Origin of the sequence: Bacillus sp. SN1 (genome assembly GCF_002796895.1) — a bacterium.
GTDB classification, from domain to species: Bacteria; Bacillota; Bacilli; order Bacillales; family Bacillaceae; genus Bacillus; species Bacillus inaquosorum.
Window position 1 is genome coordinate 274,127 of record NZ_PHIE01000004.1, and the last position, 17,036, is coordinate 291,162.

20 protein-coding genes are annotated in these 17,036 nt (G+C 47.2%); 17 read left to right on the forward strand and 3 right to left on the reverse strand.

The genetic code is table 11. The features are described 5' to 3' along the window. The first annotated feature begins 25 nt into the window (after positions 1-25). From CVV77_RS15480 to CVV77_RS15500, 5 genes are all read left to right on the forward strand, one after another. Positions 26-379, forward strand: a complete 354-nt coding sequence (locus CVV77_RS15480; RefSeq protein WP_003240226.1) for a reductase or disulfide isomerase — start codon at positions 26-28, stop codon at positions 377-379. A 172-nt stretch (positions 380-551) separates the two neighbouring features. Further along, the gene (locus CVV77_RS15485; RefSeq protein WP_100275829.1) at positions 552-1,985 is read left to right on the forward strand and encodes a PTS mannitol transporter subunit IIBC; all 1,434 of its coding nucleotides are present in this window, start codon (positions 552-554) and stop codon (positions 1,983-1,985) included. A 24-nt stretch (positions 1,986-2,009) separates the two neighbouring features. Then, the gene (locus CVV77_RS15490; RefSeq protein ID WP_100275830.1) at positions 2,010-2,441 is read left to right on the forward strand and encodes a PTS mannitol transporter subunit IIA; all 432 of its coding nucleotides are present in this window, start codon (positions 2,010-2,012) and stop codon (positions 2,439-2,441) included. 1 nt (position 2,442) lies between these two features. After that, positions 2,443-3,564, forward strand: a complete 1,122-nt coding sequence (locus CVV77_RS15495) for a mannitol-1-phosphate 5-dehydrogenase (RefSeq protein ID WP_100275831.1) — start codon at positions 2,443-2,445, stop codon at positions 3,562-3,564. 87 nt (positions 3,565-3,651) lie between these two features. After that, positions 3,652-4,719 (forward strand): tartrate dehydrogenase, encoded by a 1,068-nt coding sequence (locus tag CVV77_RS15500; protein WP_100275832.1) that lies wholly within the window; start codon positions 3,652-3,654, stop codon positions 4,717-4,719. On the opposite strand, the gene CVV77_RS15505 is transcribed toward CVV77_RS15500, so the two are convergent. Next, complete coding sequence (locus CVV77_RS15505) at positions 4,714-5,310, reverse strand: dienelactone hydrolase family protein (RefSeq protein WP_100275833.1); 597 nt, start codon at positions 5,308-5,310, stop codon at positions 4,714-4,716. The two genes, CVV77_RS15500 and CVV77_RS15505, sit on opposite strands and share 6 nt — an antisense overlap. A gap of 84 nt (positions 5,311-5,394) precedes the next feature. Here CVV77_RS15505 and CVV77_RS15510 point away from each other — a divergent pair, with 84 nt between their 5' ends. Further along, positions 5,395-5,787, forward strand: coding sequence for a 3-hydroxyacyl-ACP dehydratase FabZ family protein (locus tag CVV77_RS15510; RefSeq protein WP_003240238.1), 393 nt, complete (start codon positions 5,395-5,397; stop codon positions 5,785-5,787). A gap of 35 nt (positions 5,788-5,822) precedes the next feature. On the opposite strand, the gene CVV77_RS15515 is transcribed toward CVV77_RS15510, so the two are convergent. Beyond that, complete coding sequence (locus CVV77_RS15515; protein ID WP_003240240.1) at positions 5,823-5,987, reverse strand: hypothetical protein; 165 nt, start codon at positions 5,985-5,987, stop codon at positions 5,823-5,825. Positions 5,988-6,119: 132 nt separating this feature from the next. On the opposite strand from CVV77_RS15515, the gene CVV77_RS15520 reads away from it, so the two are divergent. The 9 genes from CVV77_RS15520 to CVV77_RS15560 all read left to right on the forward strand — a co-directional run bounded on the left by CVV77_RS15520 (position 6,120) and on the right by CVV77_RS15560 (position 13,542). Beyond that, positions 6,120-6,869, forward strand: a complete 750-nt coding sequence (locus CVV77_RS15520; RefSeq protein ID WP_100275834.1) for a Cof-type HAD-IIB family hydrolase — start codon at positions 6,120-6,122, stop codon at positions 6,867-6,869. Positions 6,870-7,072: 203 nt separating this feature from the next. Beyond that, the gene (locus tag CVV77_RS15525) at positions 7,073-7,840 is read left to right on the forward strand and encodes a 5-oxoprolinase subunit PxpA (protein WP_019257488.1); all 768 of its coding nucleotides are present in this window, start codon (positions 7,073-7,075) and stop codon (positions 7,838-7,840) included. Positions 7,841-7,861: 21 nt separating this feature from the next. Next, positions 7,862-9,076, forward strand: a complete 1,215-nt coding sequence (locus CVV77_RS15530) for an NRAMP family divalent metal transporter (protein WP_100275835.1) — start codon at positions 7,862-7,864, stop codon at positions 9,074-9,076. Beyond that, on the forward strand, positions 9,076-9,873 hold the full coding sequence (locus tag CVV77_RS15535; protein ID WP_100275950.1) for a putative hydro-lyase: 798 nt from the start codon (positions 9,076-9,078) through the stop codon (positions 9,871-9,873). Before CVV77_RS15530 ends, CVV77_RS15535 begins: the two co-directional genes overlap by 1 nt. Positions 9,874-9,917: 44 nt before the next feature. Then, positions 9,918-10,640, forward strand: coding sequence for a 5-oxoprolinase subunit PxpB (gene pxpB / locus CVV77_RS15540; protein ID WP_100275836.1), 723 nt, complete (start codon positions 9,918-9,920; stop codon positions 10,638-10,640). Positions 10,641-10,642: 2 nt separating this feature from the next. Next, positions 10,643-11,650: a 5-oxoprolinase subunit PxpC gene (gene pxpC / locus CVV77_RS15545; RefSeq protein ID WP_080010742.1), complete on the forward strand. Its 1,008-nt coding sequence runs from the start codon at positions 10,643-10,645 to the stop codon at positions 11,648-11,650. Positions 11,651-11,665: 15 nt separating this feature from the next. Next, positions 11,666-12,418: an IclR family transcriptional regulator gene (locus CVV77_RS15550; RefSeq protein WP_088111536.1), complete on the forward strand. Its 753-nt coding sequence runs from the start codon at positions 11,666-11,668 to the stop codon at positions 12,416-12,418. Positions 12,419-12,481: 63 nt separating this feature from the next. Beyond that, positions 12,482-13,123, forward strand: coding sequence for a spore germination lipase LipC (gene lipC, locus CVV77_RS15555; RefSeq protein WP_100275837.1), 642 nt, complete (start codon positions 12,482-12,484; stop codon positions 13,121-13,123). A 173-nt stretch (positions 13,124-13,296) separates the two neighbouring features. Further along, a complete protein-coding gene (locus CVV77_RS15560; RefSeq protein WP_003240256.1) occupies positions 13,297-13,542 on the forward strand; it encodes a YczI family protein in 246 nt (81 codons plus the stop codon). Positions 13,543-13,547: 5 nt separating this feature from the next. Here CVV77_RS15560 and CVV77_RS15565 read toward each other — a convergent pair whose 3' ends face one another. Then, positions 13,548-13,835, reverse strand: a complete 288-nt coding sequence (locus CVV77_RS15565; RefSeq protein WP_019257494.1) for an antibiotic biosynthesis monooxygenase family protein — start codon at positions 13,833-13,835, stop codon at positions 13,548-13,550. A gap of 151 nt (positions 13,836-13,986) precedes the next feature. Between CVV77_RS15565 and pbpC the strand changes: the two genes are divergently transcribed. Then, complete coding sequence (pbpC, locus tag CVV77_RS15570) at positions 13,987-15,993, forward strand: penicillin-binding protein 3 (RefSeq protein WP_100275838.1); 2,007 nt, start codon at positions 13,987-13,989, stop codon at positions 15,991-15,993. A 100-nt stretch (positions 15,994-16,093) separates the two neighbouring features. After that, positions 16,094-16,996, forward strand: coding sequence for an aldo/keto reductase (locus CVV77_RS15575; protein WP_088111533.1), 903 nt, complete (start codon positions 16,094-16,096; stop codon positions 16,994-16,996). The last annotated feature ends 40 nt before the right edge of the window (positions 16,997-17,036 follow it).

A 17,036-nucleotide genomic window follows, 5' to 3' on the forward strand; every position in this document is an offset into this window, starting at 1 on the left:
TGGAATGGAAAGTGAGGAATACCCTATGAAAGAAACAGTATGCCCGAACTGCGGCAAACCTTTGACAGGCGACATGGTCAGATCGTCAAATGTGCCTTGTCAATTTCGCTGCGGACACTGCCGGGAACGGCTTTATGAATATAAAGTATCAGCTCCGATTATGCTGGTATCATTAGCAGTCATCGTGCTGCTCATTTATCTTTTGCTGCTCCTCCGCAATGCGGCAGGTTCAATGATACCGGCCGTACAGCACGTGCCGATGGCTGTATTTGCGCTTGTGTGCGCCTATCCCGTTTTTATTGTGAGTGAGCGGATGATCGCCAAGTACGTGATTCAAAACGGAAACATTATTTATAGAGGAAAGAGAAAAGGCTCCTGATATCAGGGGCCTTTTTATTTTTAACAAATTGTCACACCCGTGTGCCAAAGTCCTCTTTACTTTCAATTGTATAGGGACTGTAAGCGTTTTAACATAGAGTCAAAGGGAAGCATGATTCTCTGAACATCTTTTTATATCTTACAGCGACAAACAAAACAGGGAGGGTTTATATATGCAGCAAGAACAGCAGCAAGGCGGCATGAAAGTGAAAGTGCAGCGCTTCGGCAGTTATTTGAGCGGAATGATCATGCCGAATATCGGCGCGTTTATCGCGTGGGGCATCATTACCGCGCTGTTTATTCCGGCGGGATGGTTTCCGAATGAACAGCTGAATACACTTGTCAGCCCGATGATCACGTATTTACTGCCGCTTTTGATAGCGTATACAGGCGGAAAAATGATTTACGACCACCGCGGCGGAGTCGTCGGGGCGACAGCGGCAATCGGGGTGATTGTCGGGTCGGATATTCCGATGTTTTTAGGTGCAATGATTATGGGGCCGCTTGGCGGATATCTCATTAAACAGACTGATAAATTGTTCAAGGATAAAGTCAAACAAGGCTTTGAAATGCTCATCAACAACTTTACGGCCGGGATTGTCGGCGCGGCTTTAACGATTCTCGCGTTTTACGCTATCGGCCCGGTTGTCCTGACGTTAAACAAACTGCTGGCGGCTGGTGTAGAAGTCATTGTACACGCGAATTTACTGCCTGTAGCCAGCGTTTTTGTGGAACCGGCGAAAGTGTTGTTCCTAAACAACGCCATTAACCATGGAATCTTAAGTCCAATCGGAATCGAGCAGGCAGCCCAAACGGGAAAATCGATTCTGTTCTTAGTAGAAGCAAACCCTGGACCGGGGCTCGGCATTTTGCTGGCGTACATGTTCTTTGGCAAAGGTTCTTCAAAGTCAACGGCTCCCGGCGCGGCGATTATTCATTTCTTCGGCGGGATTCACGAGATTTACTTCCCGTACATTTTGATGAAACCGGCCTTGATTCTGGCGGCCATTGCCGGCGGAGCAAGCGGACTCTTAACGTTCACGATCTTTAATGCCGGACTTGTCGCAGCATCGTCACCGGGAAGCATTATCGCATTGATGGCGATGACGCCAAGAGGAGGCTACTTCGGCGTATTGGCGGGTGTTTTGGTCGCTGCCGCTGTTTCGTTTATCGTATCAGCAGTGATCCTGAAATCCTCAAAAGCAAACGAAGAAGATCTCGCTGCAGCAACAGAAAAAATGCAGTCCATGAAGGGGAAGAAAAGCCAAGCAGCTGCTGCTTTAGAAGCGGAACAAACAAAAGCTGAGGAAGCGTCTGAGCTGTCTCCTGAAAATGTAAACAAAATTATCTTTGCGTGTGATGCGGGAATGGGATCAAGCGCCATGGGAGCATCCATCTTAAGAAATAAAGTGAAAAAAGCGGAGCTTGATATCAGCGTGACCAACACGGCCATTAACAATCTGCCAAGCGATGCGGATATTGTCATCACCCATAAAGATTTAACAGATCGCGCGAAAGCGAAGCTGCCGAACGCGACGCACATATCAGTGGATAACTTCTTAAACAGCCCGAAATACGACGAGCTTATTGAAAAGCTTAAAAAGTAACCTCATAGAAAGAGAGTGATATTCATGCAAGTACTCGCAAAGGAAAATATTAAACTCAATCAAACGGTATCATCAAAAGAAGAGGCCATCAAATTAGCAGGCCAAACGCTGATTGACAACGGCTATGTGACAGAAGATTACATTGGCAAAATGTTTGAACGGGAAGAAACGTCTTCTACGTTTATGGGGAATTTCATTGCGATTCCTCACGGCACAGAAGAAGCGAAAAGTGAGGTGCTTCACTCTGGAATCTCAATCATACAAATTCCAGACGGTGTGGAGTACGGGGAAGGCAACACGGCAAAAGTGGTATTCGGCATTGCGGGCAAAAATAATGAGCATTTAGATATTTTGTCTAACATCGCCATCATTTGCTCAGAAGAAGAAAATATTGAACGCCTGATCTCTGCTAAAAGCGAAGAAGATTTGATTGCCATTTTCAACGAGGTGAACTGACATGATCGCCTTACATTTCGGTGCGGGAAATATCGGGAGGGGGTTTATCGGCGCGCTGCTTCACCACTCGGGCTATGATGTGGTGTTTGCGGATGTGAACGATACGATGGTCAGCCTCCTTAATGAAAAACGGGAATACACGGTGGAGCTCGCTGAAGAGGGTCATTCATCAGAGGTGATTGGCTCGGTCAGTGCGATTAACAGCGGCAGCCAGCAAGAGGAGCTGTATCGGCTGATCAATGAGGCGGCGCTCATCACAACGGCGGTCGGACCGAACGTGTTAAAGCTGATTGCTCCAGCTATCGCAGAAGGTTTAAGACGAAGAAACGCTGCAAACACACTGAATATCATTGCCTGTGAAAATATGATCGGCGGCAGCAGCTTCTTGAAGAAAGAGATATACAGCCACTTAACGGAAGCAGAGCGGGAATCCGTCAGTGAAACGGTCGGTTTTCCGAATTCCGCAGTTGACCGGATCGTGCCGATTCAGCATCATGAAGATCCGCTCAAAGTATCGGTTGAACCGTTTTTTGAATGGGTCATTGATGAATCAGGCTTTAATGGGAAAACGCCGGCCATTAACGGAGCGCTGTTTGTTAATGATTTAACGCCGTACATCGAACGGAAGCTGTTTACGGTCAATACCGGACACGCGGTGACAGCGTATGTCGGCTATCAGCGCGGACTGAAAACGGTCAAAGAAGCAATCGACCATCCGGAAATCCGCCGTGTCGTTCATTCAGCGCTGCTTGAAACCGGTGACTATCTCATCAAAACATATGGCTTTAAGCAAGCCGAACACGAACAATATATCAAAAAAATCATCGGACGCTTTGAAAATCCATTCATTACGGACGATGTGACCCGTGTGGCGAGATCACCTCTCAGAAAACTGGGAGAGAATGATAGACTCGTAGGCCCGGCAAAGAAAATAAAAGAGCCGAATGCACTGGCGGAAGGGATTGCCGCAGCACTGCGCTTCGATTTCACCGATGACCCTGAAGCGGTTGAACTGCAAGCGCTGATCGAAGAAAAAGGATACAGCGGCGTGCTTCAAGAGGTGTGCGGCATTCAGTCTCATGAACCGCTGCATGCCATCGTTTTAAAGAAACTCAACCAATAACCGACCCGTGACAGCATGTCACGGGCTTTTTTTACCATCTCGCAATCTAGTATAATAGAAAACGCTTACGATAACAGGGGAAGGAGAATGACGATGAAACAATTCGAGATTGCGGCAATACCGGGAGACGGAGTAGGAAAAGAGGTTGTGGCGGCTGCTGAGAAAGTGCTTCATACAGCTGCTGAGGCGCACGGAGGTTTGTCATTCTCATTTACGTCTTTTCCATGGAGCTGTGATTATTACATGGAACATGGTGAAATGATGCCTGAAGACGGGATACATACGCTTACTCAATTTGAAGCGGTTTTCTTGGGAGCAGTCGGAAATCCGAAGCTGGTTCCCGATCATATTTCGTTATGGGGGCTGCTGCTGAAGATCCGGAGAGAGCTTGAGCTTTCCATTAATATGAGACCAGCCAAACAGATGGCGGGCATTACGTCGCCGCTTCTGCATCCAAATGATTTTGACCTCGTGGTGATTCGCGAGAACAGTGAAGGTGAATACAGTGAAGTCGGCGGACGCATTCACAGGGGTGACGATGAAATCGCCATCCAGAATGCCGTGTTTACGAGAAAAGCGACAGAGCGTGTCATGCGTTTTGCCTTCGAATTGGCGAAAAAACGGCGCGGGCATGTGACAAGTGCGACAAAGTCTAATGGCATTTATCACGCGATGCCGTTTTGGGATGAAGTCTTTCAGCAGACTGCCGCTGATTACAGCGGGATTGAAACGTCATCTCAGCATATTGATGCGTTGGCCGCTTTTTTTGTGACGCGTCCGGAAACGTTTGACGTCATTGTGGCGAGCAACCTGTTCGGTGATATTTTAACCGACATCAGCTCGAGCCTGATGGGAAGCATCGGCATTGCGCCGTCTGCGAACATTAACCCGTCCGGCAAATACCCGTCCATGTTCGAGCCGGTTCACGGCTCAGCTCCCGACATTGCCGGACAGGGCCTAGCTAATCCGATCGGCCAGATTTGGACAGCGAAGCTGATGCTTGACCATTTCGGAGAGGAAGAACTGGGAGCGAAAATCCTCGATGTGATGGAACAGGTAACAGCTGACGGCATCAAAACACGCGACATTGGCGGACAAAGCACAACAGCTGAGGTCACTGACGAAATCTGTGCGCGTTTAAGAAAACAATCATAAAACAGGGCGGGGCAGTTTTGCTGCCTCGTTTTTTATGATGGAAAGCGTCTTGAAGAAGACTGCCCTGTCAAAATAAACCGAATCAGGATTGGCAAAGCCGTGAAGAGCATCAAATTGATGTATCTCCAAATCGGGATGCTGTTTTTCCTGCAGTTTTTTGATGAGAAGCGTAACATCAAACGACGGCTCATATGAAGGGAAAAACAATAGAACCGGGCAGACTGGCACGTGATCAAGGGAATCGCGTATCCGGGAACCGTAATAACAAACAGCTCCGCTCACCTCAGGCATACTGCTGCATTTCCATGCGATCGTTGCGCCCGCGCTGAATCCGATCACAAAGATGCGCCGTCCCGCGTGTTGCCTAATCAGGCTCTGAATGATGGTTTCTCCCGTTTTCAGCCGTTCATGTTTTGTAAACTGTTCGTATGCGGTTTTTTCCTCTTGCAGTCTGTAGACTTCACCATCCCCGAGCAGGTTAGGTGTCACCACCTCATATCCAGCCGTTTTGATCAGCCGGGCGATTTTTTTTATATGGCTGTTTACACCGTATATTTCGTGTGCGAGAATGACGAGCGGTTTTTGGGACATAATGGACTCCTTTTGCGTTTTTTCCATTATATCCTATCGTTCAGATTGAGGCTGATATATAATGGTCAAAAAAGGAGAAATAGAATGAACTCATTATCTTTGCCTCACCGCTATCCGTTTTTATTTATTGATGGCGTAACGGAAACCGAGCCCGGCAAACATGCAGCCGCTTATAAGCTGGTCAGTGAAAACGACTGGTTTATCACTGACACGCAAACAGAAATGCCGTTTTCACTTGTGATTGAAGCACTTGCGCAAACCGCGGCTTTTACAGGGATTACAGATGAGAACAGCTTGGGCTTATTGTCATCCGTGAAGAAAGCGGAAAAGCTGGGCGCGGCCATACCTGGTGACCGGCTTGATCTTACGTTTGAAGTCACGCGCAATCGGCGCGGGTTTGTGTTTGGACATGCCAAGGCGTCAGTCGGCGGGCAGCCTGTTGCTGAAGCTGAAATCGGCATCTATATTGAAAAATGAAAAAAACCCTTCACAACGATTTGTGAGGGGTTTCATTATTTCGTATCGTAATCCCGTTCGCTTTGTGAGTGATCTCTTTGCTGCCGTTTGTGTTTTTCATCATTCATGTTTTCCTTCAGCTCTTCATTCGGAATCGGATCGGTTAAGTCATTGTGTTCGGGGTTTTCATTTGGTTTGTTTTTCTGTTTTCTTTCTGTCATGTTTGATCACCTCACCGTTTGTTTTCCTCTTATCAGTGAACCTCAAACATGCGAAATCGCATTTTTGTTCCGCTGGGTATAATGTATTAGAATAGAAAGAAGCACAATTAAAAGATAAAGAGAGGTACATATATGTCTATTCAAAGAGAAGATATGGATATCAAGCTGATCGCTATTGATATGGATGGAACGCTGCTGAATGACGAGCAGCTGATTTCGGATGAAAACCGTAAAGCCATTCGTGAAGCAGAGGATAAAGGCGTGTATGTGGTGATCAGCACAGGCCGGACGCTGATGACGTGCCGGGAGCTGGCGGAATCGCTGGAGCTGTCGTCCTTTTTAATTACGGCAAACGGCAGCGAAATCTGGGACTCGAATTTTAATTTGGTGGAACGAAAGCTGCTCCATACGGATCATATTCAAATGATGTGGGATTTGCGGAATAAGCACAACACCAATTTCTGGGCTTCTACAGTAAATAAAGTATGGAGAGGCGAGTTTCCGGAAAACATTACGGATCATGAATGGCTTAAATTCGGCTTTGACATTGAGGATGACGACATCCGAAACGAAGTGCTAGAGGAGCTGAGAAAAAACAAAGAGCTCGAAATCACAAATTCAAGCCCGACAAACATCGAGGTCAATGCGCTCGGCATCAACAAAGCCGCAGCCCTTGCGAAGGTTTCTGAAAAACTCGGCTTTACGATGGAGAATGTGATGGCAATGGGCGACAGCCTTAATGACATTGCGATGATCAAAGAATCGGGTCTGGGCGTCGCAATGGGCAATGCGCAAGACATCGTGAAAGAAACGGCTGATTGGGTTACGGAGACAAATATTGAGGATGGTGTCGCTAAAGCGATTCGCCATTGGGTACTATAAAAAAAGGAGTCCTAAGATGGACTCCTTTTTTTAGTTTGGTAGGTTTTCTTCTGGGACCATGGTAGGTTTTCTAACAAAAGTATTTCACAAACTTATATGATTGAATTATAATGAAACAAAGTTCAAAAATTCGGAATAGTCATTCCGAATTACGGAACAATAAATACATAAAGCAAATCGTTTGCTTTGGCAGGAGGGATTCTGTGTTTCAAGTTGATTTGAACTGTGATTTAGGAGAAAGCTTCGGAGCCTACACGATAGGCCTTGACCAAGATATTTTAGAGTATGTCACATCTGCGAACATCGCATGCGGATTTCATGCAGGAGATCCCGGTGTCATGAGGAAGACCGTCGCGCTTGCGGCAGAAAAAGGCGTAAAAATCGGTGCCCATCCGGGTTTGCCGGATTTACTCGGCTTCGGTCGCCGCAATATGGCAATCTCCCCTGATGAAGCGTATGACCTTGTTGTTTATCAGATTGGCGCGCTCTCTGGTTTTCTAAAAGCAGAAGGCCTTCACATGCAGCACGTCAAACCGCATGGTGCTTTGTACAATATGGCGGCAGTCGATCAAAAGCTGTCGGACGCCATTGCGAAAGCTGTCTACAAGGTTGATCCCGGCCTGGTTCTTTTCGGTCTTGCTGAGAGCGAGCTCGTAAAAGCGGGGCAACGGATCGGACTGCAAACAGCGAGTGAAGTGTTCGCCGACAGAACCTATCAAGCGGACGGCACGCTCACGCCGCGCTCCCAGCCGGACGCACTTATTGAAAGCGATGATGCCGCTGTCAGCCAGGTGATCAAAATGGTGAAAGAAGGGGCGGTCAAGTCTCAGCAAGGACATGATGTGTCCTTAACAGCAGATACGGTTTGCATTCACGGAGACGGGGCCCACGCGCTGACATTTGCGCAAAAAATCAGAAAAGAGCTAAAAGCGGCAGGAATTGATGTAACCGCTATTTCAGCACAGAAGTAAAACATAAAGGAGGAGCAATAGATGGAGCAGCAGAAAAAAGCAGCGGGGAAAAAAGCAGGCAGCTGGTCGTTGCTGATGGGTGCCGCCTTTTTAATGGCGACATCAGCGATCGGCCCTGGTTTCCTGACACAGACCGCTACATTCACAAACACACTCGCGGCAAGCTTTGGTTTTGTTATTTTAATTTCTATTATTTTAGATATTTTTGCCCAAACCAATGTATGGCGCATCATAGCGGTTTCTGGAAAACGCGGCCAGGAAATTGCGAATATGGTGCTTCCCGGACTGGGGTATTTCATTGCCATTCTTGTCGTGCTTGGCGGACTGGCTTTTAATATCGGGAATATCGGGGGTGCCGGGCTGGGGCTTCAGGTGTTGTTCGGCATTACACCAGAAACAGGCGCCTTAATCAGCGCCGTGGTTGCCATTTTGATTTTTGTTATCAAGGAAGCGGGAAAAGCGATGGACCGCTTTACGCAAATTGCGGGCTTTGTCATGATTATTTTAACGGTCTACGTCGCGGCGACAACAGCTCCGCCGGTTGGACAGGCTGTTACAAATACATTCGTCCCGGAACATATCAGCATATTTGCTATTGTCACACTGGTGGGCGGAACCGTCGGCGGATACATCACATTTGCCGGGGGACACCGTTTGCTCGATGCAGGAATTAAAGGGAAGGAATCAATCCCGCAGGTGACAAAAAGCTCGGTTGTCGGCATTTTAATTACATCTGTTATGCGTATCGCTCTTTTCCTTGCGGTGCTTGGCGTTGTGTCAAAAGGCCTGCACATCGATGAAAGCAACCCTGCGGCCTCTGTCTTCAAGCTGGCTGCTGGAAATGTCGGTTATAAAATTTTCGGATTGATCATGTGGTCTGCGGCGATTACATCTGTTATCGGGGCAGCCTATACATCTGTTTCGTTTTTCAAAACCTTTTCTCCAAAAATCGAAAAGAATTCGCGCGGCATTATTATCGGATTTATCGTGATTTCTACGTTAGCTTTTGTCACAATCGGACAGCCTGCGAAAATCCTCGTGCTTGTCGGATCTCTGAACGGCTTGATTTTGCCGATTGCACTCGGAACGCTGCTTATTGCCGCATATAAGAAAAACATTATCGGTGATTATAAGCATCCGCTTTGGCTGACCGTTTCAGGTGCACTTGTTGTTATCGTAATGGCTGTTATGGGAGTCTACACGTTATTTACACAACTTCCTCAATTGTGGAGCTGATGAAGGTGGATCAATTAAACAAAATGGCGCCGAAGGATGTGCGCGCCCTGATACGAGAGGGAAAAATAAACGGGCCGACCGCAGGCATGTCCGGCGGCTATGCCCAAGCGAACCTTGTGATTTTGAAGAAAGACCTTGCGTTTGATTTTCTGCTGTTTTGCCAGCGAAATCAAAAGCCCTGTCCTGTGCTGGATGTGACAGAAGCAGGTTCGCCTGTGCCGTCGCTGGTTGCGCCGGATGCTGATATCAGAACGGACTTTCCGAAATACCGTATTTACAGGCACGGTGTCTTGACGGAAGAAGTATCTGATATCACGCCGTACTGGGAGGAAGACTTTGTCGGCTTTCTGATCGGATGCAGTTTCTCCTTTGAACAGGCGCTGATCAACAATGGAATAGCTGTCCGGCATATTGATGAGGGGACAAACGTCCCGATGTATAAAACGAATATCGATTGTGTTCCGGCGGGGGCGTTTCAAGGACAAATGGTTGTAAGTATGAGACCTGTTCCAGAACGGCTGGCTGTACGCGCCGCTCAGGTGACCTCACGTTTTCCGGCTGTGCACGGAGGGCCGATCCATATCGGTAATCCGGGAACAATCGGGATTCGCGATCTAGACAAACCGGATTTTGGAGATGCCGTTTCCATTCGTGAAGGTGAGGTTCCTGTTTTTTGGGCATGCGGAGTGACCCCGCAAGCCGTGGCTATGAATGTAAAACCTGAAATGGTCATCACACATGCGCCGGGGCATATGCTCATCACAGATATTCGAGACGAGTCGCTTGCGGTGCTGTAACCTCTCGTCCTCCTGATGAACGAGAAATAAAAGAGGTGAGAAAGATGACTGTACGATGCCAAATCGAACAGCTCGGTGATTCTGCAATGATGATCCGATTCGGAGAAGAAATAAACGAGCAGGTCAACGGCCTTGTCCATGCCGCGGCCGCTTATATAGAAGAACAGCCATTTCCGGGATTCATTGAATGCATCCCGGCTTTTACAAGTCTGACGGTATTTTATGATATGTATGAAGTGTACAAGCATTTGCCTCAAGGGATAAGCTCACCTTTTGAGAAGGTCAAGCGCGATGTCGAAGAGCGGCTGAAGGAAATAGCCGCAGACTATGAAAACAGCCGCCGTATTGTAGAAATTCCTGTCTGCTATGGCGGTGAATTCGGGCCGGATTTAGAAGAGGTGGCGAAGATCAATCAGCTGTCACCGGAGGAAGTCATTGACATTCATACAAGCGGCGAATATGTTGTGTATATGCTTGGCTTTGCTCCAGGTTTTCCTTTCTTAGGCGGGATGTCCAAACGCATTTCCGCTCCAAGAAAATCATCACCAAGACCGTCGATTCCCGCAGGTTCAGTCGGAATTGCGGGATTGCAGACAGGCGTTTATCCGATTTCGACGCCGGGCGGCTGGCAGCTGATCGGCAAAACGCCGCTGGCTCTTTTCCGGCCGCAGGAAAACCCGCCGACATTACTGCGGGCGGGAGACACTGTGAAATTCGTGCGCATCTCAGAAGAAGACTATCACGCCTATAAGGAGGAGTCCAATTGAGCATGAAAGTGTTAAAGCCTGGACTGCTCACAACGGTTCAGGATATAGGCAGAACGGGTTATCAAAAATATGGCGTTCTGGCAAGCGGCGCCATGGACACGGTTTCGCTGCGCATTGCAAATCTGCTGATTGGCAACAGCGAAAATGAAGCCGGTCTTGAAATTACGCTGATGGGGCCCGGACCGTCATTTTATTTTTCAAAAACGACGCTGATTGCAGTGACAGGGGCGGACTTCACCCTGCGTATTAACGACGAGGAAGCGCCTTTATGGAAGCCTGTGCTCGTCAAGGAAAACAGCACAGTAAGTTTTGGCCCCTGCAAACTTGGCAGCCGTGCTTATTTAGCGGCAGCCGGCGGCTTCGATGTGCCTGCCGTCATGGAAAGTAAAAGCACGTATGTCAGAGCAGGGATCGGCGGACATCATGGCAGAGCGCTTCAAAAGGAAGATGAACTGTCCATTAGAGAGATGTCATCCCTTTCGCAAACCATCCTTTCCCGATTAAGTCCGCAGCTTGGAAAGCAAGGATTTGCAGTACCGAAATGGTCCGTCAGCCGCGGCAGGTTTCTGCCATTGAAAAAGAATCCCGTCATTCGGGTGCTGGAAGGAAAACAATTCGGCTTTTTTACAGAAGAATCAAAAACACGTTTTTATGAAGAAACGTTTCGTGTCACGCCGCAATCCGACCGTATGGGCTACAGGCTCAAAGGAGAACCGCTCGAACTGAAGGCGCCGCTTGAGATGGTGTCGGAAGCGGTTTCATTTGGAACGGTTCAGGTGCCGCCTGATGGCAACCCGATTATTCTGCTTGCAGACCGGCAAACGACCGGCGGCTATCCGAGGATCGCGCACATCATATCCGCTGACCTTCCGATTGTCTCGCAAATCATGCCGGGCGAGCAAGTCCAGTTTGAGCCTGTATCCCTTCAGGAAGCGGAAGCACTTGCGATTGAACGGGAACAGCATATAAAAGAACTGAAAACGAGAATGAAGATGGAATGGCTGACATAACAAAGGGGATGAATGATGCAGAATAAAAACAAAACCGTAGTCAAATCTATGGCTCTGCTTAATTTGTTTTTGCATGAACCAAGCCTTACCTTAAGTGAACTGGTGTCGCTGTCAGGAATGCCGAAAACCTCTGTTCACCGTATGGTCAGCTCTTTGGAGGAAATGGGATTCCTCAATCGGGATTCGTCAGGCGCTTATTCGCTGGGACTGGTGTTTTTGGAATTCGGCCAGCTCGTCGCTGACAGGCTGGATATCAGAAAAATAGCGAAACCGGTGATGGAAGAGCTGTGCAGTGAAGTGGATGAGGCCGTGCAATTGATCATGAGAGACGGTAATGAAGCGATATACGTTGAGAAAATAGAAGGGACGCAGACTGTGCGGCTGTACACGGCGATCGGCAGGCGTTCTCCTCTGTATGCGGGAGCGTGCGCCAGAAGCATTTTGTCCTTTCTTCCCCGTGAAGAAATCGAAACATACATCAAACAAACGGAACTCATTTCAATTGGGTCCGGGACGATTACTGATCCCGAAAAACTGCTGCAGGAGATTGATGCTTCCGTGAAAAATGGCTATACCATCAGCTATTCAGAGCTCGAAAACTATACAGCGGCTATCGGTGCCCCGATTTTTAACCATAAGCGGCAAGTCGCAGCCGGCATCAGCATTGCAGGCTTTGAAGCAAGGTTTACAGAAGACAGGCTGCCTTATTTAACGGAAAAGGTGAAGGACGCCGCTTTGCAGATTTCCAGAAAAATAGGGTATTCATAAGTAGCCGATCTTTTCTCTACTGCGTACATTAACGTATCGACGTTCAGGAGTGGAGGAAAGAACATGGTGCTTCAATATACAGCTCTGGGGGATTCTTTGACGACGGGGAGAGGCTCCGGGCTGTTTTCTCCCGGCTTCGTCCAGCGTTTCGGAGACATGATGGAAGCCGACTTGCAAACAAAAACAGCAATATCCATCTTTGCCAAATCAGGCTTAAATACAGAAGAAATCCTGGGGCTCCTGTCATATCCCTTTGTGCAAAAGTGCATTAAGGGCGCAGACATGATAACGATCACAGGGTGCGGAAATGATCTGATCGATTCAGTCTTAGCCTACCAAACGTCTAAGGATGAAACGATTTTCAGCCATGCATCTGCCCATTGCCATGAGAATTTTGAAAAGATGATTGCCAAAATCGCCGAAATCAAAGGAGAAAATCCGTCCCCGTACGCCATCCGTGTATTCAACTTATATAATCCGTTTCCCGGCATTGAAATCGCTGGCAAATGGATCACATCTTTTAATTCACATTTAGAAACACTTGCATCAGCACCCCATGTCAAAATCGCGGATGCCTACAGCATCTTCAAAGGAAAAGAGCAGGAATATCTGTCCTTTGACGGTGTCCATCCGAACAGCAAAGGCTATCAAGCGATGGCTGAAGCCGTTCACAAGTTAGGCTATAAAGAATTGTCAGTTTCATAAAAAACGCGCCTCATGACAGGGCGCGTTTTTTATGTGTGATTGAAATATTAAAAGAAACTTAAAATTCTCTGTCTTCTGTTCTACAGACAAACAAAGTGCGCTAGAATAATGGAGGACGTAGGCAAATATAGCCATAACGTTCAATATTTCGTATATAAGGAAGGATGGTCCTTTTGTTTCGGATTTTTAAAATGTCTTTTGCGGTTATCATTATTATACTGGCGCTTATTGCTTTTAACTATACGGAACATACCTCTGTTATTCAATCGGTCATGCTCGTCTTTCTTGGCGCAGTCATGTTTATGCAGGGGCTTGAAGAGCGCAAAAAAGAAAACGACGGCTCAGGCGCTTTTAATATTTATACCGCCGTTTTCGTATGGTCTGTCTCTCTCATCGGTTTTACACTTCATATTATATAAATCTATTACACATCCTGAAAATGCTCGACCGTCGGGAACGGGGTATAGAACCGATGAAGCAAGGCTTTCCACTCCTGATATTCTGAAGAACCGCGAAAGCCTTCCGTATGGTCCTCAAGTGTTTCCCACTCCACAAGCAGCAAATATTTATGCGTTTCTTCCATGCATTTAGATAACGAGTGCGTGATATAGCCCTTCATGCCGGAAATGATCGGCGCCGCTTGCCGGAACGCCTCCTCAAACTCTTGTTCAAGCCCTTCTTTAATGTGAAGCATTGCTGCCTCTCTGACCATGTCATCCCTTCTTTCCTTCTTTTCAAATAGTCTACAGCAAACGACAGGAGATTTCTGCAAAATCGGTGAACCTTTTCCTTCATTTTCAAAAAAATCTTGCACGCACCAATTCATTTAAGAGAAAATAACAAATGGAAGGCAGGGGAAAGTCATGTTAAAAAAGTGTATTCTACTAGTATTTCTATGCGTCGGATTGATTGGTTTAATCGGATGCTCCAAGACAGATTCACCAGAGGATCGCATGGAAGCATTTGTGAAACAATGGAACGATCAGCAATTCGATGACATGTATCAAAGCCTGACCAAAGATGTTAAAAAAGAAATCTCCAAAAAAGATTTCGTCAACAGGTATAAAACCATCTATGAGCAGGCAGGCGTAAAAAATCTGAAAGTCACTGCGGGAGAAGTGGATAAGGACGATAAAGACAACGAGACAATGAAGCACATCCCATATAAAGTCAGCATGGATACAAATGCGGGCAAGGTCAGCTTCAAAAATACCGCTGTGCTGAAAAAACAAAAAACAGATGATGAGGAGTCATGGAATATAGATTGGGACCCGTCGTTTATTTTCAAGCAGCTGGCAGATGACAAAACAGTGCAAATCGCCAGCATTGAACCGAAACGCGGCCAAATCTACGATAAAAACGGGAAAGGTTTAGCCATCAATACAGATGTTCCTCAAATCGGAATTGTTCCCGGAGAGCTTGGCGATAAAAAAGAAAAAGTCATAAAAGAGCTCGCGAAAAAACTTGATTTGACTGAAGATGACATCAAGAAAAATCTGAATCAAAGCTGGGTGAAAGACGATTCGTTTGTGCCGCTCAAAAAAGTCAAGCCGGACCAGAAAAAATTAGTGTCTGAGGCGACGTCATTACAAGGCGTAACAAGAACGAATGTCGGCTCCCGCTATTATCCGTATGGCGAAAAGACAGCCCATTTAACAGGCTATGTCCGCGCTATTACTGCAGAAGAATTGAAGAAAAAGAAAGACGGAACGTACAGTGATACGTCTAACATCGGCATCGCCGGACTTGAAAATGTGTATGAGGACAAACTAAGAGGCACAACCGGATGGAAAATCTACGTGCCGCAAACCGGAGAAGTCATCGCTGAAAAGAAAGCGAAGGACGGCGAGGATCTTCGCCTCACAATTGATATCAACACGCAAACGAAGCTGTATGATGAATTGAAGGATGACAGCGGCACGGCAGTTGCACTGCAGCCGAAGACAGGCGAAACACTCGCTCTTGTCAGCGCACCTTCTTACGATCCAAACGGATTTATTTTCGGCTGGAGTGATAAGGAATGGAAAAAACTAAACGAAGATAAAAACAATCCGTTTTCAGCGAAATTCAACAAAACATACGCACCGGGTTCTACGATTAAACCGATTGCGGCTGCCATCGGAATCAAAAATGGCACTCTTAAAGCAGATGAGAAGAAAACAATCAAAGGAAAAGAGTGGCAAAAGGATTCAAGCTGGGGCGGTTATTCAGTGACACGTGTGTCTGAGAGCCTTCAGCAAGTCGATCTGGAAAATGCCCTCATTACATCAGACAATATTTATTTTGCACAGAACGCGCTTGATATGGGGGCAGACAACTTTACAAAAGGGTTGAACACGTTTGGCTTCTCAGAGGACATTCCATATGAATTCCCGACCCAGAAGTCGTCTATTGCAAATGACAAGCTCGATTCAGACATTTTGCTTGCGGATACAGGGTACGGACAAGGGCAAATGCAAATGTCTCCGCTTCACTTGGCAGCTTCTTACACACCATTTGTTGACAACGGGGATCTTGTCAAACCGACATTGATCAAAAAAGACTCACAAACAGCTGATGTCTGGCACAAGCAAGTGGTCACGAAGGAAGGAGCGGCAGACATTACAAAAGGTCTGAAAGGCGTTGTGGAAGACGAGCGCGGATCAGCGTATCAGCCTGTTGTGAAAGGAATCACTGTTGCCGGAAAAACAGGAACAGCTGAGCTGAAAACATCAAAAGATGATAAAGACGGCGCAGAAAATGGCTGGTTCGTCGGGTACGATTACAAAAACAAAGACCTGCTTGTCGCCATGATGATTCAAAATGTGCAGGACCGCGGCGGCAGCCACTATGTTGTGGAGAAAGCGAAGAAGCTATTTCAATCGAATTAAAATGCCTTTTTGACGGGAGCGAAAGGAAAAAGGGGATCTGAGGCCGAATGAACTAGTAAGGGGCAAGACCCGGTTTATACAAGGAAAAGAGGGATTTTGCATGCAGCGTATTCAATTGGCGGAGGATCTTCAATTTTCAAGAGTCATACACGGGCTTTGGCGGCTGAATGAATGGAACTATTCAGATGCTGAACTGCTCAGCCTCATTGAATGGTGTATCAATCACGGCATCACGACCTTTGATCATGCGGATATTTACGGGGGCTATACGTGCGAAAAGCTGTTTGGAAACGCCCTTGCCCTTTCGCCCGGATTAAGAGAAAACATAGAGCTGGTCACAAAATGCGGCATCGTTCTTGAATCACCTGAACGTCCCGCTCACAGATCGCATCATTATAATACAAGTAAATCACATATTTTGGCATCCGTTGAGCAATCCCTTCTAAACCTTGGAACGGATTATATCGACGTGCTGCTGATTCACAGACCGGACCCGCTCATGGATCCGGAGGGAGTAGCAGAGGCGTTTCAGGCGCTGAAAGGCTCCGGCAAGGTCAGGTACTTCGGTGTTTCCAATTTTAAAGATCACCAGTATCGCATGCTGGAATCGTATTTGCCTGAGAAGCTCGTGACCAACCAGATTGAGCTTTCCGCATATGAATTAGAAAATGTTCTGGACGGCACTCTGAACCTGTGTCAGGAAAAACGGATTTCACCGATGGCTTGGTCACCGTTGGCAGGCGGCAGAGTATTCACTGGTGACACGGAAAAAGACGGCCGGGTCCGCACGGCGCTTGAATCCGTTCAGGCGGAAATCGGCGCCGCTTCGTTGGACGAGGTGATGTACGCATGGCTGTTCACGCATCCGGCCGGCATCATGCCGATTGTCGGAAGCGGAAAACGCGAGCGGATTTCCGCCGCAGTAAATGCGTTGGCATACAAGCTGGACCATGATCAGTGGTTCCGTATTTTTACAGCTGCACAGGGTCACGATATTCCATAACAAAAAGCATCAGCTTAGCAGCTGGTGCTTTTTCAATATT

What these genes read in the sequence shown, in the direction of transcription:
- CVV77_RS15480 (WP_003240226.1), top strand. Translation starts at nt 26, where the DNA reads ATGAAAGAAACAGTATGCCCGAACTGCGGCAAACCTTTGACAGGCGAC.
- CVV77_RS15485 (WP_100275829.1), top strand. Translation starts at nt 552, where the DNA reads ATGCAGCAAGAACAGCAGCAAGGCGGCATGAAAGTGAAAGTGCAGCGC.
- CVV77_RS15490 (WP_100275830.1), top strand. Translation starts at nt 2,010, where the DNA reads ATGCAAGTACTCGCAAAGGAAAATATTAAACTCAATCAAACGGTATCA.
- CVV77_RS15495 (WP_100275831.1), top strand. Translation starts at nt 2,443, where the DNA reads ATGATCGCCTTACATTTCGGTGCGGGAAATATCGGGAGGGGGTTTATC.
- CVV77_RS15500 (WP_100275832.1), top strand. Translation starts at nt 3,652, where the DNA reads ATGACGATGAAACAATTCGAGATTGCGGCAATACCGGGAGACGGAGTA.
- CVV77_RS15505 (WP_100275833.1), bottom strand. Translation starts at nt 5,310, where the DNA reads ATGTCCCAAAAACCGCTCGTCATTCTCGCACACGAAATATACGGTGTA.
- CVV77_RS15510 (WP_003240238.1), top strand. Translation starts at nt 5,395, where the DNA reads ATGAACTCATTATCTTTGCCTCACCGCTATCCGTTTTTATTTATTGAT.
- CVV77_RS15515 (WP_003240240.1), bottom strand. Translation starts at nt 5,987, where the DNA reads ATGACAGAAAGAAAACAGAAAAACAAACCAAATGAAAACCCCGAACAC.
- CVV77_RS15520 (WP_100275834.1), top strand. Translation starts at nt 6,120, where the DNA reads ATGTCTATTCAAAGAGAAGATATGGATATCAAGCTGATCGCTATTGAT.
- CVV77_RS15530 (WP_100275835.1), top strand. Translation starts at nt 7,862, where the DNA reads ATGGAGCAGCAGAAAAAAGCAGCGGGGAAAAAAGCAGGCAGCTGGTCG.
- CVV77_RS15535 (WP_100275950.1), top strand. Translation starts at nt 9,076, where the DNA reads ATGAAGGTGGATCAATTAAACAAAATGGCGCCGAAGGATGTGCGCGCC.
- pxpB (WP_100275836.1), top strand. Translation starts at nt 9,918, where the DNA reads ATGACTGTACGATGCCAAATCGAACAGCTCGGTGATTCTGCAATGATG.
- pxpC (WP_080010742.1), top strand. Translation starts at nt 10,643, where the DNA reads ATGAAAGTGTTAAAGCCTGGACTGCTCACAACGGTTCAGGATATAGGC.
- CVV77_RS15550 (WP_088111536.1), top strand. Translation starts at nt 11,666, where the DNA reads ATGCAGAATAAAAACAAAACCGTAGTCAAATCTATGGCTCTGCTTAAT.
- lipC (WP_100275837.1), top strand. Translation starts at nt 12,482, where the DNA reads ATGGTGCTTCAATATACAGCTCTGGGGGATTCTTTGACGACGGGGAGA.
- CVV77_RS15565 (WP_019257494.1), bottom strand. Translation starts at nt 13,835, where the DNA reads ATGGTCAGAGAGGCAGCAATGCTTCACATTAAAGAAGGGCTTGAACAA.
- pbpC (WP_100275838.1), top strand. Translation starts at nt 13,987, where the DNA reads ATGTTAAAAAAGTGTATTCTACTAGTATTTCTATGCGTCGGATTGATT.
- CVV77_RS15575 (WP_088111533.1), top strand. Translation starts at nt 16,094, where the DNA reads ATGCAGCGTATTCAATTGGCGGAGGATCTTCAATTTTCAAGAGTCATA.